Source organism: Mesorhizobium sp. M6A.T.Cr.TU.014.01.1.1 (assembly GCF_004022765.1).
Lineage (GTDB): Bacteria > Pseudomonadota > Alphaproteobacteria > Rhizobiales > Rhizobiaceae > Mesorhizobium > Mesorhizobium mediterraneum.
The window spans coordinates 68,446-93,562 of the sequence record NZ_RZPG01000013.1; the positions used below are offsets into that span (position 1 = coordinate 68,446).

The 25,117-nt window shown below is 62.0% G+C and carries 29 protein-coding genes, 2 tRNA genes and 1 pseudogene; 21 read left to right on the forward strand and 11 right to left on the reverse strand.

The annotated features are described in order from the left end of the window. The first annotated feature begins 17 nt into the window (after window positions 1-17). Complete coding sequence (locus EN885_RS16410) at window positions 18-1,313, forward strand: lipopolysaccharide biosynthesis protein (protein ID WP_128242820.1); 1,296 nt, start codon at window positions 18-20, stop codon at window positions 1,311-1,313. A gap of 165 nt (window positions 1,314-1,478) precedes the next feature. Then, on the forward strand, window positions 1,479-2,627 hold the full coding sequence (locus EN885_RS16415; RefSeq protein WP_128242821.1) for an alpha-hydroxy acid oxidase: 1,149 nt from the start codon (window positions 1,479-1,481) through the stop codon (window positions 2,625-2,627). An 82-nt stretch (window positions 2,628-2,709) separates the two neighbouring features. Here the strand turns inward: EN885_RS16415 and EN885_RS16420 are convergent, their stop codons facing one another. Genes EN885_RS16420 through EN885_RS16430 form a run of 3 tightly spaced genes read right to left on the reverse strand, consistent with a single transcriptional unit; the run spans window position 2,710 to window position 5,614 of the window. Beyond that, on the reverse strand, window positions 2,710-3,630 hold the full coding sequence (locus EN885_RS16420; RefSeq protein WP_128242822.1) for a DUF6492 family protein: 921 nt from the start codon (window positions 3,628-3,630) through the stop codon (window positions 2,710-2,712). Beyond that, complete coding sequence (locus EN885_RS16425; RefSeq protein ID WP_128242823.1) at window positions 3,627-4,445, reverse strand: WecB/TagA/CpsF family glycosyltransferase; 819 nt, start codon at window positions 4,443-4,445, stop codon at window positions 3,627-3,629. Before EN885_RS16425 ends, EN885_RS16420 begins: the two co-directional genes overlap by 4 nt. Beyond that, window positions 4,442-5,614, reverse strand: coding sequence for a glycosyltransferase family 4 protein (locus tag EN885_RS16430; protein WP_128242824.1), 1,173 nt, complete (start codon window positions 5,612-5,614; stop codon window positions 4,442-4,444). Before EN885_RS16430 ends, EN885_RS16425 begins: the two co-directional genes overlap by 4 nt. Before the next feature lie 174 nt (window positions 5,615-5,788). On the opposite strand from EN885_RS16430, the gene EN885_RS16435 reads away from it, so the two are divergent. From EN885_RS16435 to proC, 3 genes are all read left to right on the forward strand, one after another. Continuing rightward, the gene (locus tag EN885_RS16435) at window positions 5,789-6,787 is read left to right on the forward strand and encodes a glycosyltransferase (protein ID WP_128242825.1); all 999 of its coding nucleotides are present in this window, start codon (window positions 5,789-5,791) and stop codon (window positions 6,785-6,787) included. Next, entirely contained in the window at window positions 6,756-8,075 is a 1,320-nt protein-coding gene (locus EN885_RS16440; protein ID WP_128242826.1) for an O-antigen ligase, read from the forward strand. The genes EN885_RS16435 and EN885_RS16440 overlap by 32 nt, the downstream gene beginning before the upstream one ends. A 74-nt stretch (window positions 8,076-8,149) precedes the next feature. Further along, complete coding sequence (gene proC, locus EN885_RS16445; protein WP_128242827.1) at window positions 8,150-8,965, forward strand: pyrroline-5-carboxylate reductase; 816 nt, start codon at window positions 8,150-8,152, stop codon at window positions 8,963-8,965. A gap of 15 nt (window positions 8,966-8,980) precedes the next feature. Here proC and EN885_RS16450 read toward each other — a convergent pair whose 3' ends face one another. The 4 genes from EN885_RS16450 to EN885_RS16465 all read right to left on the reverse strand — a co-directional run bounded on the left by EN885_RS16450 (window position 8,981) and on the right by EN885_RS16465 (window position 11,988). Further along, window positions 8,981-9,373 (reverse strand): type II toxin-antitoxin system VapC family toxin, encoded by a 393-nt coding sequence (locus EN885_RS16450; protein ID WP_095483519.1) that lies wholly within the window; start codon window positions 9,371-9,373, stop codon window positions 8,981-8,983. Further along, entirely contained in the window at window positions 9,373-9,615 is a 243-nt protein-coding gene (locus EN885_RS16455; protein WP_128242828.1) for a type II toxin-antitoxin system VapB family antitoxin, read from the reverse strand. The genes EN885_RS16450 and EN885_RS16455 overlap by 1 nt, the downstream gene beginning before the upstream one ends. Before the next feature lie 104 nt (window positions 9,616-9,719). Beyond that, the gene (locus tag EN885_RS16460) at window positions 9,720-11,033 is read right to left on the reverse strand and encodes an NAD(P)H-dependent oxidoreductase (RefSeq protein ID WP_128242829.1); all 1,314 of its coding nucleotides are present in this window, start codon (window positions 11,031-11,033) and stop codon (window positions 9,720-9,722) included. Between the two features lie 352 nt (window positions 11,034-11,385). Continuing rightward, the gene (locus EN885_RS16465) at window positions 11,386-11,988 is read right to left on the reverse strand and encodes an outer membrane protein (RefSeq protein WP_245461339.1); all 603 of its coding nucleotides are present in this window, start codon (window positions 11,986-11,988) and stop codon (window positions 11,386-11,388) included. Between the two features lie 339 nt (window positions 11,989-12,327). On the opposite strand from EN885_RS16465, the gene EN885_RS16470 reads away from it, so the two are divergent. Beyond that, window positions 12,328-13,329 carry a YihY/virulence factor BrkB family protein gene (locus tag EN885_RS16470; RefSeq protein ID WP_128242830.1) on the forward strand — a complete coding sequence of 334 codons (1,002 nt, stop codon included), beginning with the start codon at window positions 12,328-12,330 and terminating at the stop codon, window positions 13,327-13,329. On the opposite strand, the gene EN885_RS16475 is transcribed toward EN885_RS16470, so the two are convergent. Beyond that, window positions 13,286-13,570, reverse strand: a complete 285-nt coding sequence (locus tag EN885_RS16475; RefSeq protein WP_095483514.1) for a DUF3606 domain-containing protein — start codon at window positions 13,568-13,570, stop codon at window positions 13,286-13,288. The genes EN885_RS16470 and EN885_RS16475 overlap by 44 nt on opposite strands. Before the next feature lie 220 nt (window positions 13,571-13,790). On the opposite strand from EN885_RS16475, the gene EN885_RS16480 reads away from it, so the two are divergent. Next, complete coding sequence (locus EN885_RS16480; protein ID WP_029348484.1) at window positions 13,791-14,054, forward strand: hypothetical protein; 264 nt, start codon at window positions 13,791-13,793, stop codon at window positions 14,052-14,054. Between the two features lie 191 nt (window positions 14,055-14,245). Next, on the forward strand, window positions 14,246-14,446 hold the full coding sequence (locus EN885_RS16485) for a CsbD family protein (protein WP_095483513.1): 201 nt from the start codon (window positions 14,246-14,248) through the stop codon (window positions 14,444-14,446). A gap of 145 nt (window positions 14,447-14,591) precedes the next feature. Here EN885_RS16485 and EN885_RS16490 read toward each other — a convergent pair whose 3' ends face one another. Then, on the reverse strand, window positions 14,592-14,792 hold the full coding sequence (locus EN885_RS16490; RefSeq protein ID WP_095483977.1) for a hypothetical protein: 201 nt from the start codon (window positions 14,790-14,792) through the stop codon (window positions 14,592-14,594). A gap of 218 nt (window positions 14,793-15,010) precedes the next feature. On the opposite strand from EN885_RS16490, the gene EN885_RS16495 reads away from it, so the two are divergent. Further along, window positions 15,011-15,901: a transglutaminase family protein gene (locus tag EN885_RS16495; protein WP_095483512.1), complete on the forward strand. Its 891-nt coding sequence runs from the start codon at window positions 15,011-15,013 to the stop codon at window positions 15,899-15,901. A 70-nt stretch (window positions 15,902-15,971) separates the two neighbouring features. After that, window positions 15,972-16,854 (forward strand): annotated as a pseudogene (locus tag EN885_RS16500) (transglutaminase family protein). Here EN885_RS16500 and EN885_RS16505 read toward each other — a convergent pair. After that, on the reverse strand, window positions 16,845-17,144 hold the full coding sequence (locus tag EN885_RS16505) for a DUF1236 domain-containing protein (RefSeq protein ID WP_095483510.1): 300 nt from the start codon (window positions 17,142-17,144) through the stop codon (window positions 16,845-16,847). The pseudogene EN885_RS16500 and the gene EN885_RS16505 sit on opposite strands and share 10 nt — an antisense overlap. Before the next feature lie 771 nt (window positions 17,145-17,915). After that, window positions 17,916-17,990: transfer RNA gene (locus tag EN885_RS16510), tRNA-Thr, on the reverse strand. A 214-nt stretch (window positions 17,991-18,204) separates the two neighbouring features. Between EN885_RS16510 and EN885_RS16515 the strand changes: the two genes are divergently transcribed. From EN885_RS16515 to EN885_RS16565, 11 genes are all read left to right on the forward strand, one after another. Further along, on the forward strand, window positions 18,205-18,393 hold the full coding sequence (locus tag EN885_RS16515; protein WP_095483509.1) for a hypothetical protein: 189 nt from the start codon (window positions 18,205-18,207) through the stop codon (window positions 18,391-18,393). Between the two features lie 129 nt (window positions 18,394-18,522). Beyond that, window positions 18,523-19,815, forward strand: a complete 1,293-nt coding sequence (gene murA / locus EN885_RS16520) for a UDP-N-acetylglucosamine 1-carboxyvinyltransferase (protein WP_128242831.1) — start codon at window positions 18,523-18,525, stop codon at window positions 19,813-19,815. Window positions 19,816-19,906: 91 nt separating this feature from the next. Beyond that, window positions 19,907-20,338, forward strand: coding sequence for a DUF2948 family protein (locus EN885_RS16525; protein WP_095483507.1), 432 nt, complete (start codon window positions 19,907-19,909; stop codon window positions 20,336-20,338). Between the two features lie 10 nt (window positions 20,339-20,348). Next, window positions 20,349-21,641, forward strand: a complete 1,293-nt coding sequence (hisD, locus tag EN885_RS16530; protein WP_128242832.1) for a histidinol dehydrogenase — start codon at window positions 20,349-20,351, stop codon at window positions 21,639-21,641. 6 nt (window positions 21,642-21,647) lie between these two features. Further along, window positions 21,648-22,133, forward strand: coding sequence for a UPF0262 family protein (locus EN885_RS16535; RefSeq protein ID WP_126103672.1), 486 nt, complete (start codon window positions 21,648-21,650; stop codon window positions 22,131-22,133). Between the two features lies 1 nt (window position 22,134). Continuing rightward, window positions 22,135-22,599: a low molecular weight phosphatase family protein gene (locus EN885_RS16540; RefSeq protein ID WP_281035144.1), complete on the forward strand. Its 465-nt coding sequence runs from the start codon at window positions 22,135-22,137 to the stop codon at window positions 22,597-22,599. 92 nt (window positions 22,600-22,691) lie between these two features. Further along, the gene (gene infA, locus EN885_RS16545) at window positions 22,692-22,910 is read left to right on the forward strand and encodes a translation initiation factor IF-1 (RefSeq protein ID WP_006200926.1); all 219 of its coding nucleotides are present in this window, start codon (window positions 22,692-22,694) and stop codon (window positions 22,908-22,910) included. Window positions 22,911-22,937: 27 nt separating this feature from the next. After that, a complete protein-coding gene (locus EN885_RS16550) occupies window positions 22,938-23,564 on the forward strand; it encodes a Maf-like protein (protein WP_128242834.1) in 627 nt (208 codons plus the stop codon). A 31-nt stretch (window positions 23,565-23,595) separates the two neighbouring features. Further along, on the forward strand, window positions 23,596-23,793 hold the full coding sequence (gene yacG / locus EN885_RS16555) for a DNA gyrase inhibitor YacG (protein ID WP_095483502.1): 198 nt from the start codon (window positions 23,596-23,598) through the stop codon (window positions 23,791-23,793). A 197-nt stretch (window positions 23,794-23,990) separates the two neighbouring features. Beyond that, window positions 23,991-24,066: transfer RNA gene (locus EN885_RS16560), tRNA-Phe, on the forward strand. Between the two features lie 333 nt (window positions 24,067-24,399). Beyond that, on the forward strand, window positions 24,400-24,936 hold the full coding sequence (locus EN885_RS16565) for an MgtC/SapB family protein (RefSeq protein ID WP_095483501.1): 537 nt from the start codon (window positions 24,400-24,402) through the stop codon (window positions 24,934-24,936). Window positions 24,937-25,117: the final 181 nt, after the last annotated feature.

Consider the following 25,117-nt stretch of genomic DNA (forward strand, 5'->3'; position numbering starts at 1 on the left):
TATGCTGTCTCCGACACATGACTCAGGCTGGCAACATCCCGCAAAGGCGGCCCCTCGCCCGGATCGGCGCTTTCGTGGCCGAGCGACGGGGACTGGTTCGCGACTATCTCTCGGCGATCAGCGGCGCAGGCGGGCGGCTGGTGTTTTCGCTCGCCTATTTCATCGCGCTGGCCAACACGCTGTCCATCGCCGAGTTCGGCGTGTTCGCGACCGCTTCGGCGGCCGGCGTGATGCTGTCGCGCATTTTGGGCTTCGGCTTCATCTCGGCGCTTTACCGAACCGCCACCATCCGCCCCAATCTGATCGGCACCTTCACGGCCGGCTTTCTGCTGCTCGGAGTGATATCGCTGCCGTTGCTGGCTGCCGCCTCCTACGGCGTCTACCTGATCTTCTTTGCCAGCACCGTGCCGCTATCGGTGTTTGCGGCTATCGTCTTTGCCGAGGCGCTGTTGTGGCGACCGGTCGAAGTCGCGCTGATCGTCAACAACGGCCTCGGCAAGTTCGGCCGCGCCGCGCTGCTGACGATCCTGGCAACGGCCTTGCGGGCGCTCGGCGCCGTGCTGTTCATGTTCGCTGCGCAGCCGACCATAGGGGTCTGGTCCTGGTATTATATCGGCGCCAACGCCGCCTCACTGCTCATCGCCTTCGGATTTTTCTATCCGCGCCAGAGGCTGCGGCTGCGGCTGGAACTCTATCTGCGGCGGCTCGCCGACTCCATCTACGTGGCCGGCGCGGAGGTGCTGTTCTACCTGCAGATGGAATTCGACAAGCTGCTGGTGCTTGCGATCGGCGGACCGCACCTCGCCGGCATCTATGCGATCATCATGCGGCTGGTCGACCTGACCGCGATCCCGATCCGCACCTTCTCTATGATGCTGGTGCAGCGCATGATGCGGGCGCCAGAACTTCTGTCGCGCCTTTCGGTCAAGAGCGGCATCGAAGGCGGCGTGTTCCTGGTCTCGACGCTGGCGCTGGCGGCGCTCGCCATCGTGCTGCATTTCTTTCCCAACGCGCTGGGCAAGAATGTTGCCGAGGCCGCCCCTCTGGTGGCGCTGGCGATCTGCGTGCCAGGCCTGCGCAATTTGGTCGAATATCAGGCTGAGCTTCTGTTCGCGCGCGGCCAGACGCTGGTGCGGGCGATCAACCTGGCCCTGCTTGCCGGCCTGAAGGCGGTCCTGCTGACCTATGTGCTGACCACCATCCTGGACACGCCGGGACTGGTGCTGTCGCTCAACGTCGTCTTCCTGCTGCTGTATCTCGCCTCGACGCTGCTCACCTATTCGGCGATGCGCAAACCGGCCAAGCCGGTATAGGGGCAAACGCAATCGGCCGGCTGCCGTCAATGGCCGCCGACGCCCGGCCCGTTGCGGCCGTCCCTCGTTCAGCCCGCCTCAGTTTAGGCATTGCGCAGCAGTGTGCTATCGGGCAGGTGGGCCCAGGCCAACGGAGTTGAGCCCGGGCCAACAGAGTGATGAGAGATGCGTCTGAGCAACTGCCACAACTTCCATGACTTCCGCAGCATGGCCAAACAGCGCCTTCCCCGACCGATCTTCAACTACATTGACGGTGCGGCCGATGACGAAGTCACCTATCGGCGCAACCGGGCTGCCTTCGACGACTGCGACCTGGTGCCGAACGTCCTGCGCGGCGTGATCAATGTGGACATGTCGGTGACCGTCATGGGCCAGAAGCTGGCGATGCCGGTCTACTGCTCGCCAACGGCGCTCCAGCGCCTGTTCCACCATCAGGGCGAACGTGCGGTGGCGGCAGCGGCGGCGAAATATGGCACGATGTTCGGCGTCTCCTCGCTCGGCACCGTCAGCCTCGAAGAGGCGCGCCGGATCAGCAATGGGCCGCAAGTCTACCAATTCTACTTCCACAAGGACCGTGGATTGAACCGTGAGATGATGGCCCGGGCCAAGCAGGCGGGGGTAGAGGTGATGATGTTGACGGTCGACAGCATCACCGGCGGCAACCGCGAGCGTGACAAGCGAACGGGGTTCGCTATTCCCTTCAAGCTCAACCTCGCTGGCATCGCCCAGTTCGCGGTCAAACCATCGTGGGCGATCAACTACTACACGCATGAGCGGTTCAAGCTGCCGCAGCTCGACGGTCATGTCGACATGGGCGGCGGCGCGATGTCGATCAGCCGCTACTTCACGGAGATGTTGGACCCCGCAATGTCGTGGAACGACGTTGCCGAGATGGTGCAGCACTGGGGCGGACAGTTCTGCCTGAAAGGCATCATGTCGGTCGAGGACGCCAGGCGTGCGGTCGAGATTGGCTGCACCGGAATTGTCCTCTCCAATCACGGCGGTCGACAACTCGACGGCTCGCGTACCGCGTTCGACCAGCTTGCGGAGATCGTCGATGCGGTGGGAGACAGAATCGATGTGATGATGGATGGCGGCGTGCAGCGCGGCACGCATGTGCTCAAGGCGCTCTCGCTGGGCGCAAAAGCCGTCGGATTGGGCCGCTACTATCTCTTCCCACTGGCGGCCGCCGGGCAGGTCGGCGTCGAACGCGCGCTGGAATTGATGCACATCGAGATCGAGCGTGGCATGAAGCTGATGGGCTGCACCTCGGTCAACGAACTCACGCGACGGAACCTGCGCTTCCGTCTGTAACAGGTGACTTCCACCCTTTCATCACCCCTACCGGGAAAACGGCAAGGGGTCGAAACCGGTCGTTCAGGGTCTGACCCAAGGACTAGTCGAGCCCGATCAGGCGGCGGATTCGGCCGATATCCGTGCCGATGAAGGACTGCATGCCGATGGCCACTTGTTCCGGCGCCATGGCGGCGACGAAGCGGCGGAACTCGTCATCCGACAGCGCTTCGCCCGTCCAGTGGACGCGGCAGAATTCCTCCGAGCCGTGGAAATGGCCGGCACCGGCGAGCACGTCGTCGACATAGCGGCCGTAGATCATGCATTCGGAGAATTTGCGCACCGCACCGACGATTTCGACCCAGTTGCGGCCATGGACCTTCTCGATCCGGGCACACATGGCGGTCACTGTTTCGCGGCGCCATGCGATCAGCGTCGAAATGTAATCGTGGGTGGAAACCTCTGATGGCTCGATGCCGAGCGCCGAGCCCGCATTGCGCGACCAGATCCGGTGTTCCTCATGGCCTTCGGACAGCACGCCGTCGCGGCGGAACAGACGCACCTTGCCATCGCGCCAGAAGGCGCTGCAGTCGAAAGGTTTTAGGAACGCCACGTCGGAATCGCAGAAGATCAGCACGTCTTCCCCGGCACGCGCTGATATCGCGATGCGGCGAAGCTGCTGCACATGCCAGCCGCGCAGCGGCATGGTCTTCAGGCTGAGCCAGATGCGCCGGCGGAACAGGCTCAGTGGATCGTCGAAGGCGTGCAGCCAGCGCGGCAACAGGTCCCGCTCGTCGACGACGGTGCGGCGGCTGTTCTCCAACTGGCGAAACAACGTCACGTCGCGATGCTCGACAAGAATATAGTGGTGCGCCACGCCGGAAACGTAGCGGTCGAGGGTTTCGCACAGCAGGCGACAACGCTCCAAATCCGGCGCATAGCTTGCCGTCAGGACCGCCGCCGTCGGCGTCCGGCGAAGGACATCGGGGGCGGCGGCAGGGCTCGGCACGAACCGGCTGTTCAACGGCCCACTCCGGAGCCTGCTCCGCGGCCTGATCTGGCAGGGGCGGGCCTGCGCAAGAATTTCTGGCCAATGACGCGCCACAGAAACACAGGATTACCGACGACATAGCGGCGCCAGAGGCGGCCCGGCTCGATCCACAGCCGAAACAGCCATTCGAGCCTGAGCCGGCGCATCCACAGCGGCGCCCGCGGCACCGCGCCGCTCAGGAAATCGAGCAGCGCGCCGACGGCGATCGGCAGTGTGCAGTGGCGCGCATCGATGTGGCGCGCGATCCACAATTCCTGGCGCGGCACGCCCATGGCGACAAGCAGCACGTCCGGCCGCAATCTGGCGATGCGATCGACGATTGCCGGCTCCTCTGCGGGGGAGAAATAGCCGTCGTGGATGACCACGAATCTGTGCTGCAACGCGAGCGCTGCCAGCTTCTTCGATGCCGCCTCGGCGTTGGCCTGCGTCGCGCCGAGCAGCCCCACGGTCAGCGGCCTGACGGACGCCTGGAGGAAAGCAGGGATGAAATCGGTGCCGTTGAGATTGTCGGGAAACCACGTTCCGTAGAGCAGTTTCGCCGCCAGATCGACACCGACACCGTCAGGCAGGATGAGAAAATCGTCGAGCGCCTCGGCAAAGACCGGCTCCGTGTAGGCGACATTGGCATTGTGGGCGTTGAGAAAGCTGACCTTGGTGAAGCGTCGCTCCGCAATCAATCGGGTCAGCAGAGCGACCGCATCGTCCCAGCGGATGGCGAGGACGGATATACCGAGGATCGATTTCAAACTGTCGACCCCGAATGCGGCGCGGGCGGTGTGCATGTTCACGCGAACACCTCCTGCCTGATGGGATCGAGCTTTTTCAGGCCGAGCCTGATTGCGGCATCGAGCGCTTTCACCTGCCGGCGGTGGAAAGCGCTTCCGTCGACGTCCCTGACATTGGCCGTCGCGGCTTCTAGGGCGCCGGCGAAGGCGACCGGATCGTCGGCCACGACGCAATTGACCGGGCGATGATCGATGCCGCGCAGCGAATGGCTGGTGGCGACGGAAGGCAGGCCGAGTTCGAAAGTCTCGATGGTCTTGAGCTGCACGCCGCTGCCGGAGGTGCTGATCAGCGGGATGACGGCGGCACTGCGCACGAAGGCCTGCGCGTCCGGCACGCGGCCGACGAATTCGACACCGGGATGCGTGGAAATGACGCCCGGCGGCACGCTGCCGGCGATCCTGACCCGGAAATCCGGCCTGAGATGCGGCACCACTTTGTCCAGGAACCAATCGAGGCCGATGCGGTTCGGCTGCCAGGTCCAGGTGCCGATCAACGCCGCGTCGCAATCGATACGGCGCAGGGTTTTTTGCGCGGGCGGCTCGGCGCAAGTCACCAGCGGCAGCATCGCCGAACGATCGTCGGAGCCGACGCCGAGCGCTGAGCGATCTTCCTCGGCCAGCGTGAAGACGAAGCGTGCCCGGCGGCAAAGCCGTGCTTCAATGACCTTGAGCAGCTTGGCCTCACGGCGAAACAACATGCGCTGGAGGAGACCGCCGGCAGCAACGGCGTTCTGCAGCGCCGAACTGTGCTCGACATTGTGGGCGACGAAGATCGACGGCCGGTCGCCGAAGAGGCTTTCGAAGGCGCCGGCGAACTGCACGGAATTCAAGACATAGCCGTCGAAAGGGCCGGCGCGATCGACGGCGGCCTGGACCTCGCTGTCGGTGACCACGCGCAGCTTGACCGACGCGAAAGTGAGGCCGGAGAGCAGCGCCTTTGCAACCCAAGCGAGCTTTTGCAGCGATGACGCGCTTTCGGTGCGCACATCGACGGCACCGAGCACGATGGTGTTTTGCGGATCGCTCGCAGGCTTGCCGGGCCAGGTGAAGCCGATCACCGTGACGCGCGCGCCGGCGCGCCGCAACGCGGCGATGATCGCGGCATTGGCGATCTCATAGCCCGAGGCAAGAGCGCCGTCGGGCACGATCGATGTGGCGAACAGCAGATGCATCTCACCTATCCTGAGCGGATACAGCTAGCAAAGCGCGGTGAAGCCTTGATTAAGTGAAGGTATTTGGCGGCCTGGAGTCGCGGATTTGCGGGCTTGTCCGCGAAAGGTGATTAACGAAACGTTATCGTCGCGATGCTATCAAGGACCAAACTCACCATCCCGGGCTGAACACGGATGATCCCATTGCCATCGGACGATTCGGTATCGATCGTGGGGCGCTCTCCGGGACTTGTCACGACGGCCGTCGAGGCGGTCGTGACGCTGCCGACCTTCAAACGGCCCGAGCAGCTGCTGGCGACGCTGGCATCGCTCAAGGCCCAGCAAACCGGCAGACGCTTCGCAATCATCGTCATTGAGAACGAGGCCGAGGCGCGCGCCGGCGCCAGGGCGGCGCTGCCGCTGTTCGAGCGCGGCGAGATATCAGGCATGGTCATCGTTGCGCATGAGCGCGGCAATTGCAGCGCCTATAATGCCGGCTGGCAGACGGCGATCCTGCACTTTCCAAATTTCAGGCACTTGCTGGTCATCGACGATGACGAGATCGCCGATCCGCAATGGCTCGAGCGCATGTGCACGGCGGCCGAGACACTCAGTGCCGACATCGTCGGTGGCCCGCAAAGGCCTGTGTTTGCCGACGCCGCCCATGCTGGATGGGCCGAGCACCCGGTCTTTGCGCCACCCTACCGGGAGACCAGGCGTGTGCCTGCGCTCTATTCCTCCGGCAATCTGCTGGTTGGGCGTTACGTGCTCACCGCCATGGGGCCGCCCTTCCTCGACCTGAAATTCAACTTCATAGGCGGCGGCGATTCCGATTTCCTGAGCCGCGCCGCGCAAAGAGGCTTTGTGCTTGGCTGGTGCGCCGAGGCGCAAGTGCGGGAAAGCGTCCCGGCCCGACGCGTCGAAGCCGACTGGATCCGCGCCCGCAGCCTGCGCAATGGCGTCATCTCGACACTGGTCGAGAAGAAGAAACGGGCTGGCACGCCGTTTGCCGGCACCAAGGTCTTTCTAAAGAGCCTGGCGCTGCTTGCCGCCTCGCCGTTTCGCGGTGCGGCCAGGCTGATGCGGACGGGATCATCGGCGGCCGCCTTATACCCCATTCATGTCGCCCTCGGCCGCGTGCTTGCCGAATTCGGATATGCCAATGAGCAATACCGGCAGCCTGAGAAGAACTGAGCGCGCGCCGCTCAGCGCGGCGTTCACGCGCGACGGCGTCGCGACCGCGATCGCGGCGCTGCTGTTTACCGTCATCCTGGTGTCGTTCCGCCCCTTCCAGCCGGCCGGCGCCGAAATGACCGGCGACGGTGGCGACATTGTCAACCAGCTCGGCTTTGGCTCGCTTGGCGCGATCTCGATCTTCTCGCTGATGGCTTTCGCCGACCCGCGCGTGGTGCGCTCGCTGCTCAGCCCGTCCTGGCTGCTGATGCTGGCTTTCCTCGTGCTGTCGGTGGTGATGGCAACCGACCCGCCGACGGCCATGCGCGCCGCTTCGTTCACGCTGATCGGCATTTTGACAATGGCGACGATCCTGGCGCTGACCCGTGACGCCGAGGCTTTCTCGAAAGTCATCATCTTTACCACCGTCGTCGTCATGGGCCTTTCCTATGTCGGCCTCATCGTCTTTCCGCACGAGGCACTGCACATCACCGCTTCGCTGGAGCCGGAACATGCCGGCCTGTGGCGCGGCGTGTTCACCCACAAGAATATCGCCGGACCTGTCATGGCCTGCTTCAGCTTCGCCGGGCTGTACCTCTACCGGCGCGGACAGCGGCTATGGGGCGCGTCGATCTTCTGCGCGGCGATGATCTTCATGTTGCACACCGGTTCCAAGACGACCGCGGGACTGGTGCCGTTCTCGATCCTGATCGTCGTGCTGCCGAGCCTGATCGGCATGCGGCTCGGCACGCCGATCCTGTTTGCGCTGGCGATCATCGCCACGGCGATCGCCACGCTGGGTATCGTCTTCCTGCCGCCGGTGAAGCATCTGGCGGCACTCTATTTCCCCGACCTGACCTACACCGGGCGGACGACGCTGTGGGAGTTCGCCGGCGAGATGCTGGCGAAGCGGCCGTGGACCGGCTACGGCTACGAGAGCTTCTGGGGCACGCCGCTGCTGCTCAACCAGGACCAGCCCTTCGACCGGGCCTGGGATATCAGAACCATCGTGCATGGCCATAATGGCTATCTCGACATCGCGGTGCTGATGGGCATCCCGGCGCTCTGCGTGGCGGTCTACACTTTCCTGATCGCACCGCTGCGCGACTACATGCGCATCCCCTTGCGCAAGGAAAACATCTATCTCGGCGACTTCTTCATGATGGTGGCGCTGTTCGCAGCGCTGAACGCCTTCCTCGAAAGCTTCTTCTTCCATCGCGCCGATCCGGTCTGGTTGTTCTTCGTGTTCGGCATGTTCGGCCTGAGGCAGGTGTCGCTGCGGCCGATGGCAGTTCGGGGCCTGTCCTGACGCCATCCATCCCAAGAGGACTTTCCCGCCTAGTCGCGAGCGTCTATGGGAGAACCTTTTAGCGGAGGTTTTCCATGACGATCAGGCTCGTTCTCGCCGGCTGCGGCAATATGGGTTACGCCATGCTCTCGGGCTGGCTGAAATCGGGCAAGCTCCCCCCGGCGGCGGTTTTCGTGGTCGAGCCCAATGCCGATCTACGCAAGCGCGCCGAAGCGCTGGGCTGCGGTGCCGCCGCAGATGCCGGCGGCATTCCGGCGGACGCGGTGCCGGCCCTCGTCGTCATCGCGGTGAAGCCGCAGGTGATCCGCGACGTGACCGCCGCCTACAAGCGCTTCAATGATGGCCGCACCACCTTCGTCAGCATCGCCGCCGGAACGCCGGTCGCCACGTTCGAGGCCATTCTGGGCGATCGCGCGCCGATCGTGCGCTGCATGCCCAACACGCCGGCGGCGATTGGCAAGGGCATGATGGTGGTGTTTTCCAACAGGCTGGTTTCCGACGACACCAAGCGTTTCGTCGCCGATCTGCTTTCGGCGAGTGGGGAAGTGACCGATATCGACGACGAAGGCCTGATGGATGCGGTGACGGCGGTGTCCGGGTCGGGACCCGCCTATATCTTCCATTTCATCGAAGCGTTGACCGTGGCGGCCGAGAAGGCCGGCTTGCCGACCAAGACGGCCAGGCTGCTGGCCATGCAGACGGTCTATGGCGCCGCCTCGCTCGCCGCCGAAAGCGGCGAAGATCCGGGCGTGCTGCGCCAGCAGGTGACCAGCCCGAACGGCACCACGGCCGCCGCGCTGGCCGTGCTGATGGGCGAGGACCGGCTGACCCACCTGCTCACCGAAGCGGTGGAAGCGGCGCGGCTAAGGTCGATCGAGTTGGGAAAGTAATAGCGGCTTCGCGGATTACGCGAGATCGGTATGCGAAAAATCGTTACCCTTGTAGAGCAGTGCGGAGCCATGACTTTTTGCGCAGGCATAAGAAAGGCAGTCGGCTAAGTTGAGCTGGGCGGGATGCCCACGCCCCTTTCCATAGTCTGAAAACGCCTGGATCGCGAGCGCGGCATCGCCGGCGTCGATCGGCACGATTTCGATTTCAGCCTCGCGAAGAAACGCCTCTATCGCGTCCCCGGCGACAACCGGCTGGACGGCGAGCATCGTTGAAAGCCGCATCGCCGCTTCAAGCACGACCAGCGCCGAAGTTATCCTTGCTGGCGCTGCCTCGATGCGGTTGCTCCATTCGCCGGCATCCTCTTCTCCTGAAAGAATCGCGACAACCACGGAGGTGTCGACGAACATTAGGAATGTCCCCACATTTCGTCGATCTCATCCTTGTTGATAGCCCGACCGCCCTGGCCTGCCTTGGCCTTGAAGTCGTTGGCAATGGCAGCGAGCCGCTCCGCCAGGGGAATGCGTCCGCTTTCCCGCTTCAATTCGGATTCAAGCGCTTCGATGACCGCTTCGGTCATCGAAATCTTTCGTTTGGCAGCAAGCTCTCGCGCCAGTTCGCGTGCGCGCGGGTCCCTGATCTGAAGATTCATGTAATTGGCCTCCGCTTCGCTGTCACTACAATATAGAGAGTTTGTCATGACAATACCAGCGTGCTCGGACGAAAGCCGTCCGATAGCTCCCGCTCTCGACGGCATCAAGCCCCGTACAGCATCTCATCCTGCAGCCGGCGCAAGGCGAACAGCCTGGTCGTCGGGTCGGGTGCGGAATTGCCTGATGTCAGCAGCTCGCCCTTCCTGACCGGTTTCAGCACCTTGCCGCTTTCGAGCAGGCCGACCGGCACGGCGCGGTTGGCGCGAGCCTCTTCGACAGTCATGGTCCACGAGCGGTAGCAGGTCTCGCCGATCGCATCGAACGTCTCTCCTGCCGCCAGATCGCGCTTGGCCACGGCGCAGACCTCGGCAACCGGCCTCGGCAGCGGCACCATGTCCGGCTTGCCGTAGAGCGCGATACGCGCGGCGGTGAGCGGCACTTCCAGCGAGGTCAGATGATACGGCCGGAAGAAGCTGTAATAGGGACCGTGGCCGATATGCAGATCGTCCATACGCTCGATGATGCGCGGATGAGTCGCCTCGACGATGACGAAGACGCCGGGCGCCACGCCCTTGCCGATCGTGTAGTCGACGACGCCCTTCTTCGACAGGATGCCGCCATCGGCGCGCGGGATGAGCACCTTGGCCAATTCATCGCGATCGGCTTTGGGGCCGTGCATGCCGGCAATATCAGGCACCAGCCCGGTGGCGTTGGCGATGGCGCACATCTCGACCATGGTCTTGGATCCGTCGACGAACTCGACCAGCATGCGCGGGTTCATATTGCGCCGCAGTGCTTCCGCGCGATAGTCATCGGGGACGGCGTCGTGGTTGAGCGGGTTGTTCTTGCCCTTGCCGGCCGAGACGATGGTGTAGCCGAGTGCCGAGGCGAACTCGATCAGTTCCATGCAGCTCGACGGCTCATCGCCGGCGCCGACCGAATAGACAACGCCGAGCCGGTCGGCCTGCTGCTTCAGATAGCAGCCGATGGTGACGTCGGCCTCGACGTTCATCATCACCAGATGCTTGCCGTGCTCCATCGCCATCAGGTCGAAATCGGCGGCGACGCCCGGCTTGCCGGTAGCGTCGATCACCACGTCGATCAGCGGATTGGTCACCAGCATCTCGTTCGAGGTGATGGCGATCTTGCCGCTTTCGATCGCCTCGCTGACCTTCGACGGCGTATCGGCCTCCCGTGCCATCGCCTCGTCGCCGTAGGCGATGCGGATGGCGTCACGTGCCGTGTGCGGGCGCCGGGTCGAAACGGCGCACACCGAAATGCCAGGCATAAGCATGCCTTGCGTCACCAGGTCGGTGCCCATCTCGCCGGAGCCGATGACGCCGATGCGCACCGGACGGCCTTCCGCGGCGCGCTTGGCGAGATCGCGGGCAAGCCCGGTCAGGGCGACATTGGTCATGCGCAAGTCCACTGCTTTTGATTTGAGGGGGGAATAGCAGGGAACGCCCACCTTTTGCCAACGAAACCGGCCGCCGTAGGCAATTTCTTGTGGCTGGCTCTCACGTCGCGAGCGGATAAGGTTCAGCCTGGATACTGTTCAGAGACGAGGAGACGCCCCTGTCGGGCGCGGCGCGCCCCGACAGGGATTTCAGGCGAGGTTGGCATGACAAAATGAGTTCACGCCCGCACCGCAAGCAGTCATGCCGTGAGAGCGACGACGGTGCCGGAGCCTGCGCTCAATACCTGAGGCCCGGCTTGGATCGTCCGGGACCGCCCCTCGGCAGTCGGTTCGTCTGCTGGCTTCGTTTAGACTAGAACTTGTATGCGAGGCCTACAGAGACGGTGTGCATCGTCAGGTCGACTTCCCCGCGCGTGATGTCTTCCGTGCCGAAATCGTAATAGCGATACTCGGCCCGTCCAAGCCAGTTGTCGGTGAAAGCGTGTTCCGCACCGAGCCCCGCGGTCCAGCCGGTGAAGCTCATATCGTCATCTTCCACAACCGTAGACACTTCGCCATGCGCAAAAGCAATACCGGCCGTGCCAAAAAGCAATGTGCGATCCCAAGCGTAGCCCACGCGTCCGCGCACGGACCCGAACCAGTCGATCTCGGCGTCTCCGTCATCGTCGAGCTCGATCCAGCTCTTGTTTATGTCACCCTCGACACCGAACACGAAATTTCCGGACTGGAAATTATAGCCGGCAAGCGCTCCAACAAATGCTCCGTCCAGATCGGCCGTTCCAACAAGTGGTGGATTGGTGAAAATCGTCACATCCGCATCAGCCCAGCCATATCCGCCTTGCACGCCAAGGTAGACACCGCTCCAGTCATAGACTGAAGCGACCACGGGCTCCTCATACACTGGGTCTGCCGCGAGAGCGCATCCGCCCCAGGCAAGCAGCATCGTGGCGGTCAAAGCAGTCCGTCTGATAGAAAACATGGCACCCCTCGTCGGCTCCAGAATATCCCCCACAGTAGCCGGCTATCTCCCCGAAGTCTGTTGCTGAACTGCAACGCTGCAGGAAAACATTCATCACGTCAAACCTGGCCCGTATTGCCGCAAAAGAGCGCCACGCCCGCTCCCAGATCTGCAATCTCGGCCGCCTGCTACCTCCTCGTCGTCGCAGTGGCACCTCGTCAAACAACTCAAGATCCATCACCTAAACTCCGGATCCAAACGGACTTACCCATCTGCTGCTCTGGTCCGTTGCCGTGCTGCCTCTAATTGCTTGCTTGAGAGGCAGGTGAGGCTAGCATGTGGAATCTGGCGAAAGAGGGCTGGGCACTCCTTGCGGAGAGCATTGTCGGCTTCATCAATGACAACGCCCTGAGTCACGGGGCAGCAATGGCGTTTTATGCCACAACCTCGCTTGCGCCGATCCTGCTCATCGTTGTCGCTATCGCTGGCCTGGCCTTCGGAAATGATGCGGCGCAACTTGCCCTTTCGGCCCAGCTCGCGGGTCTGATGGGGCCGCAGAGCGCGGAGCTTTTGCAAGCGACAATCGAAAATGCCTCCCATCGGACGGCGGGCACTCTTGCGGCCATCCTGGGGCTCGTCACGCTGTTCGTCACCGCATCCGGCGTGTTCGGCGAAATGCAGCTTGCGCTGAACGAAATCTGGAAAGTCAAACCGGTTAAGACATCGATTTCCGGGCTTGTGCGGGCCCGCGCCGCAAGCCTTGGGCTCGTCGCCGCGCTTGGCTTCCTGCTCCTGGTGTCCCTGGTCGCGAGCGCTGCAATTTCTGCGCTTGGCGAAATCATCAACGCATATCTGCCCTTCGGCACCATTATCCTGAGCACAATCAACGGGATCGTCTCGTTTGCCCTGATCGCGCTTTTGTTCGCGGCAATCTACAAGGTCCTGCCCGATCGCGCGCTGCGATGGCGCGACGTTGGCATCGGCGCGGTGGTGACGGCGTTTCTCTTCACGATCGGCAAGTCGCTGATCGGCTGGTATATCGGAGCAAGCGCAACCGCATCGTCATACGGCGCAGCCGGTGCGCTGCTCGTCGTGCTGTTGTGGGTCTTTTATTCGTCCGAGATCTTTCTGCTCGGCGCCGAATTTACACGAGCCTACTCGGTTCGATATGGCAGCCGATCCGATCTGGAGGCGACCATCAAAGCAAGTGATCACGAACAGAAGCTGGCGACGGCGGCCAGGATTGAAAAGTCTGAAAACGAAATCCTTGGCTGGATTGTTTTCAGCAGTCTCCTCACCGCGTTTCTAAGCCATTTCTGGCATCAACACCGGCGCTGAGACGTCCGGCGCGGCGGCCCGAGCCTAGCAGGGGCTTGGGGACATCTGATCGAAGCGACGTGCGAAGTTCCTTCGCCGCCGCCACCAGCTTGGCGCGGTTGCTTCCATATCTCTTGATCAACTGATGGACTTGCGCCGGGGTGATACCGTTTTGCCGGGCAAAATGCGCTACTATGTAGTCCTCGCTGCCGGAGATCCGATCCCGGTGGCGGGGATAGAGCTTCGCCGCGTCGGCTGTCATGCTTACTCTCCTTTTTGGTCACGTTTGCTGAACGATGTATGATTGGCCAACGCAAAAGGGGCGATTTCGTTGCCGCATGCGACACCAGTGCACTTCGCTTTTTCGCCTCAGCCCTGACGCAGCAAAGCAATCGGACCGACGCACGCCTTCGGTTCCATACGTCGATTTTTCGAGACTCAGCCCTCTGGCACGCGCATGATACGGGCAGGGAGGAAAAGCCATGCGCGAATTGCCAAAGAGCATTGACGCAGACGTTGTAATCGAAATCAGCAGGTTGCTCGACGATCGTGCGAAGTCGGCACCAGTGCCAGTCCACAAGCTTGCCTCGATGATCTCGAATAGTGTCGAGACCGACCTGCCGACAGCTTCCATTGAAGAGTTGATCGTTGAAATGGCCATGACCCGCCAACTTCCGATGTTGTTCGATCTACCGGGGGCGGATGCAGACAACGTCATATCGATCGCCTTGGCGCGCGCCAGCTGATCCCGCTGGGGAACCTTTCTGTCGAGCGTGATTTCAAGACGCGGACGGTTCCATTCGATCCCCTTCTCCGCCCCGCTGGCTCCGGCCGGCGGCTTTTGCTGCGTCGCCCATAATAATCGTCATGGGCGATCCGCCGTTCGGGAACGTGTGGTGTCCATTTGCATTTCCTCCAGACAACAAAGGAGGAATCCATGAACTGGGATCAAATCAAGGGAAAATGGATGCAGTTCAAAGGCAAGGCCAAGGAGCAATGGGGCGACCTCACGGACGATGACCTTGATCGCATCGAGGGCAATCGTGACCAACTCGCAGGACGTATTCAGGAGCGGTATGGAATTGCCAAGGAAGAGGCAGAGCGCCAGATAGACGACTGGTCCAGAAGCCTCACCTGAGCGTTCAGAAGGCTGCGCCGTCGATCGGCGCAGCCTTCGGCACCGTCCAAAGCCTGCCGCTCCGAAATGAGCGGCGGGCGACGTGTATGCGACGGTGGCGAGGTGATCTACGCCACCGTCGCTTTCAGGATGTTCGGAACGAGAGCTAGCGCGCCGATTGTCTGTTGGCTTGTGCGGCGACTGCCGTGAGGAAAGCGGTTGCGGCAGTATCGCACGCCGCTCGGGACGGGCTATAGGCGAAAAGGATCAGCTCGGCAGCCCCTATCGTAAGGCCATGCTTTTCAGCGAAAGCAGCTATTTCGTAGGGCTTGTCGTGACCTATGGCCAGATCGTAGTCTTCGTTCATTACTTCCTCCCGTTTGCGACGTTCCTCGCCTTGGCCCCTCCTTGGCGCAAAGATTAAGTTCCGGGGCATTGAGAGAGTCTACCAATTGGAGATTGCAAAAGGCTTAGGCCTACGGCGCCTGATGCGATCCGGTCGAGGCGGAGGACTCCATTTTGTCCGCTGCACATCGAAAAAGATTATATGATTGCGCTGATATCGCAGGTGGTCGACGCAAGCCAATGCCGATTTTTTCAGTCAAGCACACGACCGTCTATCGCTACACGCAACCGGTGACGTTTGGCGAGCACCGGCTGATGTTCAGGCCGCGCGATAGTTTCGATCAGCGACTTCTCGATCACGCGCTGTTTGTGAACCCCGAGCCCAAAGAGATTCGCTGGATCCACGACGTTTTCGGAAACTGCGTTGCGGTAGTCGACTTCAAGGGCTCCGAAGACGAACTGCGTTTCGTGACAGACATTCGGCTCGATCACACACCGCAGCATGCGCCTGATTTCCGGATCGATGAAGCGGCACTCAGCTATCCCTTCTCCTATGATCCCGACGAGGCAACCGACCTCACTCAAACCATGGAGCGCCATCATCTCGATGACGGCGACGAGATCGGCAAATGGGCACGACAGTTCGTGAGTGCCAGAGGGCATACCGAGACGGGCAAATTGTTGATGACGCTTTGCTATGCCATCCACGAGAGCTTTGTGTATTCCCGTCGAACTGAACCAGGGACGCAACCGCCGCTCATGACGTTGCACCTGCGTCGAGGCACATGCCGGGACTTTGCGCTGTTTATGATGGAAGCAGTTCGTTCGCTGGGTTTTGCCGCGCGTTTTGTGACTGGCTATGTCTATGTGCCGAACCGCGATAGTGCTTCTGTCCTCGGCGGCGGTTCGACGCATGCCTGGTGCCAGGTCTATTTGCCTGGCGCGGGCTGGGTCGAGTTCGATCCCACCAATGGCATTGTCGGCAACCGGGATCTGATCAGGGTGGCCGTCGCCAGGCACCCGCAGCAAGCCATCCCTCTTTCTGGAAGCTACTCCGGCAGCACGTCGAGTTTTCTCGGCATGACGGTGGAGGTCAAGGTGGTGAAGGAAGCCGGCACCAATGGAAATTAGAGAACCCTAATGTTTTGCGGAACTGTTCGGACAGTCTGGAGTTTGCTGAAATCAACGCGTTGGAGCTGCCATGCGTATCCGCGCCGGTTTCAAGCTTGCCTACGAATGTCCGCAGCCGACACCGATGCTGCTCGTCCTTGAGATCCATCCTTCACGTCGCATCGATCTTTTGACAGAACAAATCATCGGCTTCGATCGCCCGAGCGAGGCCCGCGGCTATATCGACGCTTTCGGCAATCTATGCACGAGAATAGAAGCGCCCGCCGGGCTGACGACGATATCAACGAACTTCGAAATCTATGACACCGGTAAGCCAGAAATTGTGGTCGCCGACGCAATCCAGCACGATATCAAAGAGCTGCCCGACTACGTGCTCAGGTTTCTTCTCGGCAGTCGCTATTGCGATACCGATCGGCTTGGCGACTTCGCTTGGGCCAAATTTCGGCAACACCGCACCCGGATGGGCGCGCGTCCAGGCGATCTGTGATTTCGTTCACGAACACATCGCCTTCAACTACCAGGCCGCGGACACGCTGCGGACCGCCTACGGCGCGCTAACCGATCGGGCCGGCGTTTGTCGTGATTTTGCGCATCTGGCAATCACGCTGTGCCGTTGCATGCACATTCCGGCGCGATATTGCACCGGCTACCTCGGCGACATCGGGATACCGCCGATGCCGTATCCCATGGATTTCAACGCATGGTTCCAAGCCTATCTCAGCGGCCATTGGTTCACCTTTGATGCACGGCATAACCAGCCTCGTATCGGCAGAATCCTGATGGCGACGGGATGCGATGCGAATGACGTCGCCATCTCAACGAGCTTCGGTCTTTCCCGGCTTACTCGCTTCGAAGTCATCACAGAAGAAGTCCAAGCCGAGCCTGAGAAGGCGCCAGCCCGCCGCACCTTTCGGCATGACGGGCTTCAGCGGGAGGGGTCAAGTCAATCGTAGACCTTCACAATCTTGCGGGTACCTGGATCGACCAGGACGGTTCGGCCGTCGATGACTACGTAGCGGTACTGAACGTCCGGCACCTCGTAGAGCTCGACTGTCTCGGGCAGAGCAGTGCCGATGTTGAGCTCCACGCCGGGAAGGCTGAGGGATGCCAACGGTTTCTTTTTCACGTATTCCCGGATCACAGTGTCCTGCTCGGGTTGAATGATGACGTCCTGAGCAGCGGCGGCGCTGACACCAACGAGCAGAAGGATGCCTGCCGCAGCCGATGTAAGTTGCTTACCCATATTAGCCTCCGAGCAACCTTCAGCTGCGGTGCTTGATTGCTGCCGCCACGGGTTGCTTACTTATCTAAAACGGGGCGGAGCAATTCTTGTTCCGGTGGCGCGGCGCGAACCCGCTGCCACGGCATATCAACGCTGACGTTTGAGGTCGCGCCCGCTCAAGGCTTAGTTTCTTCCTGAGGAGGCGCGCTTGGGACTGGACAATCAGGATGCGGCCATTGTTCACACGGAGAGGGCTTGTCGCCAGCGTCGCCATAACGTTCCACGAGTTTTGCGAATCCGTAGGCGAAGGCGAAAAGCAGCACCAGGATAACCACTAATCGAGCGGCCATAGGGGATTGTAGCAGGATCCAGCTTAGGTTTGACCCAGCATCAGCTTGCGCTCGGCAGGCTGCCCGTCACTTTCTGCGAAACTTGTCTCGGTTCCGAAGGTCCCAAGCATAATAGTAGGCGGCCATAATGCAGGGCAGCCCGATACCAATCAACAAAAAGAAACCGATCCCACCGATCAGCGGCTCAAACAATTTGCCGATCGCCAAGAGCGCAAACAATCCGATTAAGACCACAACAGGCATCGCGTCTTTTAGCCGACGGGAGACACATCGTCACTCCTCGTCGACGGCTTGAATTTCCGCACGACTCGTAAATGCAACGGGGATAAAGTCCACGGAAAATCCACGGATACTGGTGCCGTGTTGCGCCTTCGTTCGCCTGCTGGTGCCGGAAAGAAGAAATGACCAGGCGAAGCACACTATTGAGAGTCTTCAGGAAAACTGGTGCTGCGAGAGAGGATTGAACTCTCGACCTCTCCCTTACCAAGGGAGTGCTCTACCACTGAGCTACCGCAGCCGCTGATGGCGGGGCTTCTGCCATATCGAACCGGCAAGCGCAAGGCCAAGCGCAAGTCATCTGTGAAAGCCCGCTCCGGCGGGTTTTCCGGACATGGCGGCGCCACAATGTTGGCTATCCCTTGAGAACGGATTGGCGAGATAAAAAGTATTAAAGCGTACTTTGTGCGTCCAGGCGGACGCACGTCGCTTTAAGCGTCAGCCGGGACGGAACCATGAACGACACGATAATTCCACCTGACAAAAGCGGTCCATCGAAAAAGACCGACCGCAAGACCCGGCTCGCGGAGCAATTGCGCGCCAATCTGCAGAAGCGCAAGGCGCAGTCGCGCTCGCGGCGCACTGGCGACGCCGACAAGCGGCCGGACGGGCTCGATGCCTTAAGGGAAACGCAAAAGGATTGACCTATATCAACAGGCTGGGCCCAAGCCCGAAATCCTGTTTCTTGAACCAAGCCGGCCAATGGTCTAGACCGGCCACAACAGACTCAACCGATTGAAAACCGGCCTTTCGGCCGAGGGGACGTTTCTTCCATGGATCGCATCAGAATTGTCGGCGGCAACAAGCTTGCCGGAAGCATTCCGATCTCGGGCGCGAAAAATGCCGCGCTGCCGCTGATGATCGCCTCGCTTTTGACCGACGACACGCTGACCCTGGAAAACGTGCCGCACCTGGCCGATGTCGAGCAGCTTATCCGCATCCTCGGCAATCATGGCGTCGACTATTCGGTCAACGGCCGCCGCGAAAAGCAGCAAGAAGGCTATTCGCGCACCATCAATTTTTCCGCCCGCAACATTGTCGACACCACGGCACCCTACGAGCTGGTGTCGAAGATGCGCGCGTCTTTCTGGGTGATCGGGCCGCTGCTTGCCCGTATGGGCGAGGCCAAGGTCTCCCTGCCCGGCGGCTGCGCCATCGGCACGCGCCCAGTCGATCTTTTCCTGGAAGGCCTTCAGGTGCTTGGCGCCGATATCGACGTCGACACCGGCTATGTCATCGCCAAGACCAGGAACGGCCGTCTTGTCGGCAACCGCTACGTCTTCCCGAAAGTATCGGTCGGTGCCACCCATGTGCTGATGATGGCGGCTTCGCTGGCCAAAGGCGAGACGGTGCTCGAAAACGCCGCCCGCGAGCCCGAGATCGTCAACCTCGCCGATTGCCTCAACGCCATGGGCGCCAGGATTTCCGGCGCCGGCACCGCGACCATCACCATCGACGGCGTTGAAGCGCTGTCGGGTGCGCGCGTCCGGGTGATACCCGACCGCATCGAGACCGGCACCTATGCGATGGCCGTCGCGATGACCGGCGGCGACGTCGTGCTCGAAGGCGCACGCGCCGACCTGTTGCAGACCGCGCTCGACGTGATTTCCCAGACGGGTGCCGAGATCACGCAGACCAATTCCGGCATCCGCGTCAGGCGCAACGGCGCCGGCATTGCGCCGGTCGACGTGGCGACGGCGCCCTTCCCGGCGTTCCCGACCGATTTGCAGGCGCAGTTCATGGGCCTGATGACCTTGGCCAAGGGCAAATCGCGCATCACCGAGACGATCTTCGAGAACCGCTTCATGCACGTGCAGGAGCTTGCCCGGCTCGGCGCCCACATCACGCTTTCCGGCCAGACGGCGATCGTCGACGGCGTCTCGAAGCTGAAGGGCGCCCCGGTCATGGCGACCGACCTCCGCGCCTCGGTGTCGCTGGTCATCGCCGGCCTGGCGGCCGAAGGCGAGACCACGGTCAACCGCGTCTACCATCTCGACCGCGGCTTCGAGCGGCTGGAAGAAAAGCTGTCCGGCTGCGGCGCGGTGATCGAGCGGATTTCCGGCTAGGCGATTTCGCAAGGTTTGCGGCGCGGTTGCGCGGACCGAAAAGACCGCCTAACAGAAGGTTGAATTGTCAACTTTCAGGTGTGAAATCCGCATGGCTCTCAAGCTTGTCGCGCTCGACGATCAGGATCTGAGCATCGTCTCGGCCCATGTCCAGGACGCCGTGCTGAAGGTCGGCGACCTCGAATACATGCCCGCGGCCAAGCGCTTCGTGGTGACCATGAACCGCTTCGTCTGGGAGGCGAAATCGGGCCTGTTCCGTCAGCACAATGAGCGGCGGCAAAGTGTGCTGCATTTCGACCGGGTGCTGGGCGCCAAGACCAGCGGCATTGCCCGCGACAAACCTGATGAGGTGCTGTCGCTGCTGGCGATCAGCTTTCTCGCCCTCGACAAGCCGGCCGGCATTGTCGAGCTGATCTTTTCAGGCGGTGGCGCGATCATGCTCGATGTCGAGTGCATCGAGGCGCGGCTCGCCGACATCGGTGGTGCCTGGGAAGCGACCTCGCGCCCCTTCCACAGAGCCTGAGCAGCGCAAGATGGCCATCACCCTTCGCCTGTCCGATGCCGATTTCGAGCAGCGTTTTGCCGCGTTCCTTTTGACCAAGCGGGAAGTCTCGGCTGATGTCGATGCCGTGGTGCGCGAGATCATCGCACGAGTGCGCGCCGAGGGCGACGCGGCGCTGGTCGACTACACGCAAAAATTCGGCGGCGGCGACCTGATCAAGCTCGGCATTGCCGTCTCCGAGGATGACATTGCCAAGGCGTACGACGCAGCGGATCCGCAGACGATCGAAGCGCTCAAATTCGCCCGCGACCGCATCCGCGCCCATCACCAGCGGCAGCGGCCGAAGGACGACCGTTATACGGACGCTGCCGGCGTCGAGCTCGGCTGGCGCTGGACGGCGATCGAAGCCGTCGGGCTCTATGTGCCGGGTGGCACGGCAAGCTATCCAAGCTCGGTGCTGATGAACGCCATACCGGCCAAGGTCGCCGGTGTCGAGCGCATCGCCATCGCCGTGCCTGCCTCCGGCGGCGCCATACCTCCACTGGTGCTGGTGGCCGCCGACCTCGCCGACGTCTCCGAAATCTACCGCGTCGGCGGCGCGCAGGCGATCGCGGCGCTGGCCTATGGCACCGAGACGATAAAGCCGGTCGCCAAGATCGTCGGCCCCGGCAATGCCTATGTCGCCGCGGCCAAGCGCCAGGTCTTCGGCACAGTGGGCATCGACATGATCGCCGGGCCTTCGGAAGTGCTTGTCGTGGCCGACGGAAGCAACGATCCGGACTGGATCGCCGCCGACCTGCTTGCCCAGGCCGAGCATGACGTGTCGGCGCAGTCGATCCTGATCACCGACGATCCCATCTTCGGCGCGGCGGTCGAACAGGCGGTTGAACGCCAGTTGAAAAGCCTGCCGCGCGCCGAGACGGCGGCGGCGAGCTGGCGCGATTTCGGCGCCGTCATCCTCGTTCCCCAAATCGAGGCAGCACTGCCGCTGGTCGATCGCATCGCGGCCGAACATGTCGAGCTTGCGATCGACGAGCCGGAAGCCTTCCTGGCGCGGATGCGCAATGCAGGTGCTGTTTTTCTCGGCCGCCACACACCGGAAGCGATTGGCGACTATGTCGGCGGCTCCAACCACGTGCTGCCGACGGCGCGCTCGGCGCGCTTCTCATCCGGGCTGTCGGTGCTCGATTTCGTCAAGCGCACCTCGATCCTGAAGCTCGGGCCGGAGCAGTTGCGGGCGCTGGCGCCGGCGGCCATCGCGCTGGCCAAGGCGGAAGGCCTCGACGCGCATGGACGCTCCGTCGCCATACGGCTGAACATGTAGACTGACATGTCCGACTACGATCGAACCCATGGCAGGCTGATCGATGTCGAACTCGACGAATCGATCGGCCGTTCGACGCCCGATGTCGAGCATGAGCGGGCGGTGGCGATCTTCGACCTCATCGAGGAGAACCGCTTCCAGCCGGTCAATGACGACGGCGCCGGGCCTTACCGGCTAAAACTGTCGCTGGCCGAATCCCGCCTGGTCTTCGCGGTGACGCGCGAGGACGGCACGGCGGTCGTCACCCACATCCTGTCGTTGACGCCGCTCAGGCGCATCGTCAAGGACTATTACATGATTTGCGAAAGCTACTACGACGCCATCCGCACCTCGACCCCCAGCCAGATCGAGGCGATCGACATGGGCCGGCGCGGCCTGCACAACGATGGCTCGCAGACCTTGATGGACCGGCTGGCCGGCAAGATCGATATCGATTTCGACACGGCGCGCCGGCTGTTCACGCTGGTCTGCGTGCTGCACTGGCGAGGCTGAACTGCCAGCCCCTCTGCCCCGCTCGATCCTGCCCCGCTCGATCCTGTTTGTCTGCGGCATGAACGCCGTGCGCTCGCCGATGGCCGAGATGCTGGCGCGCCAAATGCTTCCGGCGACCACTTTCGTGGCGTCGGCCGGGGTGCGCGGCGGCGAACGCGACCCATTCGTCGACGCCGTGCTGGCCGAGGATGGGCTTTCGCTGGGTGGACGACACCCGAGGACACTGGACGATCTTGAGGACGACTATTTCGACCTGATCGTCACGCTGTCGCCGGAGGCGCATCACACCGCGCTCGAGCTTACCCGCTCGCTTGCCGTCGATGTCGAATACTGGCCGATGCCGGACCCGACCGGCGTGGGCGGCACGCGTGAGCAGATCATGGCCGCCTATCGTGAAGTGCGCGAACGGCTAAAGGCGCGGATCGGCGGCCGTTTTCTGGCGTCGGAAGCAAAAAAAGCGCGCTGATTAAGCATGTTCACAAGCGCACGATTATCATATAGGTTCCGCCCAAATTCCGGCCGGGGCGCTGGGAATCCCCATCCAAGCAAAGGTATCGAATGCCGAAGGAAGAAGTCCTCGAGTTTCCGGGTGTCGTCACGGAATTGTTGCCCAACGCGATGTTCAGGGTGAAGCTCGAAAACGAACACGAGATCATCGCCCACACGGCCGGCCGCATGCGCAAGAACCGCATCCGCGTGCTGACCGGCGACAAGGTCCTGGTCGAGATGACACCATACGACCTGACCAAGGGCCGCATCACCTACCGTTTCAAGTAAGATCGTCAGAGTTCGGCCGGGATCGCGATGAGCATTTTGCAGAAGCTCGTGCTTGCCTCGGGTTCGCCGCGCCGGATCGAGCTGTTGCAGCAGGCCGGCATCGAGCCGGATCGCGTGCTGCCGGCCGGTGTCGACGAGACGCCGCTGCGCGCCGAGCATCCGCGCTCGCTGGCCAAGCGCCTGTCGAAGGAAAAGGCCGAGAAGGCGCTGGCCTCACTGCAGACGGAAGAGGACTATGCGCCCAGCTTCGTGCTCGCCGCCGACACGGTGGTCGCCGTCGGCCGGCGCATCCTGCCCAAGGCCGAAACGTTCGACGACGTAGCCAATTGCCTCGGGCTGCTGTCCGGCCGTTCGCATCGGGTCTATTCCGGCATCTGCCTGATCACGCCGGCCGGCAAGCTGCGCCAGCGGCTGGTCGAGACCAGGGTGCGTTTCAAGCGGCTGCCGCGCGCCGAGATCGACGCCTATGTGGCCTCAGGAGAATGGCGCGGCAAGGCCGGCGGCTATGCCGTCCAGGGGCTGGCCGGCGCCTTCGTCGTCAAGCTTGTCGGCTCCTACACCAACGTCGTCGGCCTGCCGCTCTATGAGACGGTGGCGCTTCTGACCGGCGAGGGGTTCAAGGTGCACGCCAACTGGCAGTCAGTTCGGCCATGAGTTTCGGAGCGGCTATGAGTTCGGGGCGGCCATGAGCTCGGACGACAAAGTCACGCCGCTGCGCCCCAAGCGGCCATGCCCCGAATGCGGCAAGCCGTCGGCGCGCGAGACCTACCCGTTCTGCTCGACACGCTGCAAGGACATCGACCTCAACCGCTGGCTCAAGGGCGCCTACGTCATTTCGGCCCGCGACGACGAGGACGAAACGGACGGTGACCCTCCCAAATGAGGCCGTTCAGAGCAGTCCGCTGGTCCCGACCGTGCCCCATGAATCAGCCTGTCGAACAACTGCTGGTCTCCCGCTCGAAATCAACGCTTAAGCGCTGGACAGGCCGGATTCCCGTGCTATAACCCACGCGCTTTCAAGGGGCGCCTGCGGCGCTTTCAAGAAATCCGGTGTGCAACACTGCCCGCGTGCCGGAACAGGCCCAGATAGCTCAGTTGGTAGAGCAGCGGACTGAAAATCCGCGTGTCGGTGGTTCGAATCCGCCTCTGGGCACCAATTTTCCCAAATAAATTCAGAAACTTATGAAAAAGCTGTGGTTCGGGATGAACTTCGAGCAGCGTGACTTTGATCTCCGGCCTGCACCGGCTGCAATCGAACTCCAGCTTTAGCGGACCGAACCCGCCGCCATACACCATCGTCAGGTCGGCCGAACGGCAATAGCGGACATTGCCGCAACTGCATTCCGCCTTAATGAGCATATTGTGCCGGGCCTTTCCCAGCGTGTCGATCGGATCGTGCGCCATAAGGTGGAGGCCGGCGCTCCCTCCAGGAAACCTTGGGGAACCTGGCCGGTCCGGGCACGTTGTGTCCGGTCAGCCCGGGTTACTCATGCAACAACTCCTCCAAGAATTCGGCCATCCGACATACGTCCCGTTTCCGGTTATTGCGGCCAGGCTTCTACTGGCGTCGATCTTCGGTGCTGCGATCGGTTTCGAACGCGAATGGCGAAATCGGCCTGCTGGCCTTCGCACCCATATCCTGATCTGCGTGGCAGCGGCTACTTTCGGTATTCTGACGATTGAAATCGTTCACGCGCCGATGTTTCTGCAGGAATCGGTGAAGGTGGATCCGATTCGTGTTGTCGAAGCGGTTACCGCTGGCGTCGCGTTCCTTGCCGCCGGATCGATTTTGTTTTCGAGAGGCGAGATCCACGGGCTGACGACCGGTGCAGGCATGTGGCTGTCCGGCGCAATTGGCGTGGCGTGCGGGCTCGGTCTGTGGCAGGTGGCGGCCCTCGGCACGCTTTTGGTGCTTGTCGTGGCAGGCCTTCTTTATAGTTTGGCAGCCAAGTCCGGGATTGGCGAGAGCACCGAACAAGGAAAGCCCATGTCGGAAGAAGATAAGTCCAAGCGGCGCAAAGGCTGAGGACAACGCCCCGCGTGCAAAGGACGAACCGCGGCGTGCGTGACGGATCCCAAGCTGGCCCCTGGCGCGTCATATCCCTCGCCTGCCTGGAGAAATTCGACCCCAGAGGTGGTTCGATTCCACCTCAGGGCACCATTTTGCAACACAGCCGGCCTCGCCCGACGAAACATCTTTGCTCGCA

What these genes read in the sequence shown, in the direction of transcription:
- EN885_RS16480 (WP_029348484.1), top strand. Translation starts at nt 13,791, where the DNA reads ATGCGCGAATTGCCAAAGAGCATTGACGCAGACGTTGTAATCGAAATC.
- EN885_RS16490 (WP_095483977.1), bottom strand. Translation starts at nt 14,792, where the DNA reads ATGAACGAAGACTACGATCTGGCCATAGGTCACGACAAGCCCTACGAA.
- EN885_RS16535 (WP_126103672.1), top strand. Translation starts at nt 21,648, where the DNA reads ATGTCCGACTACGATCGAACCCATGGCAGGCTGATCGATGTCGAACTC.
- EN885_RS16415 (WP_128242821.1), top strand. Translation starts at nt 1,479, where the DNA reads ATGCGTCTGAGCAACTGCCACAACTTCCATGACTTCCGCAGCATGGCC.
- EN885_RS16505 (WP_095483510.1), bottom strand. Translation starts at nt 17,144, where the DNA reads ATGGGTAAGCAACTTACATCGGCTGCGGCAGGCATCCTTCTGCTCGTT.
- EN885_RS16475 (WP_095483514.1), bottom strand. Translation starts at nt 13,570, where the DNA reads ATGACAGCCGACGCGGCGAAGCTCTATCCCCGCCACCGGGATCGGATC.
- EN885_RS16440 (WP_128242826.1), top strand. Translation starts at nt 6,756, where the DNA reads ATGAGCAATACCGGCAGCCTGAGAAGAACTGAGCGCGCGCCGCTCAGC.
- EN885_RS16515 (WP_095483509.1), top strand. Translation starts at nt 18,205, where the DNA reads ATGAACGACACGATAATTCCACCTGACAAAAGCGGTCCATCGAAAAAG.
- EN885_RS16565 (WP_095483501.1), top strand. Translation starts at nt 24,400, where the DNA reads ATGCAACAACTCCTCCAAGAATTCGGCCATCCGACATACGTCCCGTTT.
- EN885_RS16435 (WP_128242825.1), top strand. Translation starts at nt 5,789, where the DNA reads ATGATCCCATTGCCATCGGACGATTCGGTATCGATCGTGGGGCGCTCT.
- proC (WP_128242827.1), top strand. Translation starts at nt 8,150, where the DNA reads ATGACGATCAGGCTCGTTCTCGCCGGCTGCGGCAATATGGGTTACGCC.
- EN885_RS16485 (WP_095483513.1), top strand. Translation starts at nt 14,246, where the DNA reads ATGAACTGGGATCAAATCAAGGGAAAATGGATGCAGTTCAAAGGCAAG.
- EN885_RS16455 (WP_128242828.1), bottom strand. Translation starts at nt 9,615, where the DNA reads ATGAATCTTCAGATCAGGGACCCGCGCGCACGCGAACTGGCGCGAGAG.
- EN885_RS16460 (WP_128242829.1), bottom strand. Translation starts at nt 11,033, where the DNA reads ATGACCAATGTCGCCCTGACCGGGCTTGCCCGCGATCTCGCCAAGCGC.
- murA (WP_128242831.1), top strand. Translation starts at nt 18,523, where the DNA reads ATGGATCGCATCAGAATTGTCGGCGGCAACAAGCTTGCCGGAAGCATT.
- EN885_RS16430 (WP_128242824.1), bottom strand. Translation starts at nt 5,614, where the DNA reads ATGCATCTGCTGTTCGCCACATCGATCGTGCCCGACGGCGCTCTTGCC.
- EN885_RS16495 (WP_095483512.1), top strand. Translation starts at nt 15,011, where the DNA reads ATGCCGATTTTTTCAGTCAAGCACACGACCGTCTATCGCTACACGCAA.
- EN885_RS16470 (WP_128242830.1), top strand. Translation starts at nt 12,328, where the DNA reads ATGTGGAATCTGGCGAAAGAGGGCTGGGCACTCCTTGCGGAGAGCATT.
- infA (WP_006200926.1), top strand. Translation starts at nt 22,692, where the DNA reads ATGCCGAAGGAAGAAGTCCTCGAGTTTCCGGGTGTCGTCACGGAATTG.
- yacG (WP_095483502.1), top strand. Translation starts at nt 23,596, where the DNA reads ATGAGCTCGGACGACAAAGTCACGCCGCTGCGCCCCAAGCGGCCATGC.
- EN885_RS16525 (WP_095483507.1), top strand. Translation starts at nt 19,907, where the DNA reads ATGGCTCTCAAGCTTGTCGCGCTCGACGATCAGGATCTGAGCATCGTC.
- EN885_RS16550 (WP_128242834.1), top strand. Translation starts at nt 22,938, where the DNA reads ATGAGCATTTTGCAGAAGCTCGTGCTTGCCTCGGGTTCGCCGCGCCGG.
- EN885_RS16410 (WP_128242820.1), top strand. Translation starts at nt 18, where the DNA reads ATGACTCAGGCTGGCAACATCCCGCAAAGGCGGCCCCTCGCCCGGATC.
- hisD (WP_128242832.1), top strand. Translation starts at nt 20,349, where the DNA reads ATGGCCATCACCCTTCGCCTGTCCGATGCCGATTTCGAGCAGCGTTTT.
- EN885_RS16450 (WP_095483519.1), bottom strand. Translation starts at nt 9,373, where the DNA reads ATGTTCGTCGACACCTCCGTGGTTGTCGCGATTCTTTCAGGAGAAGAG.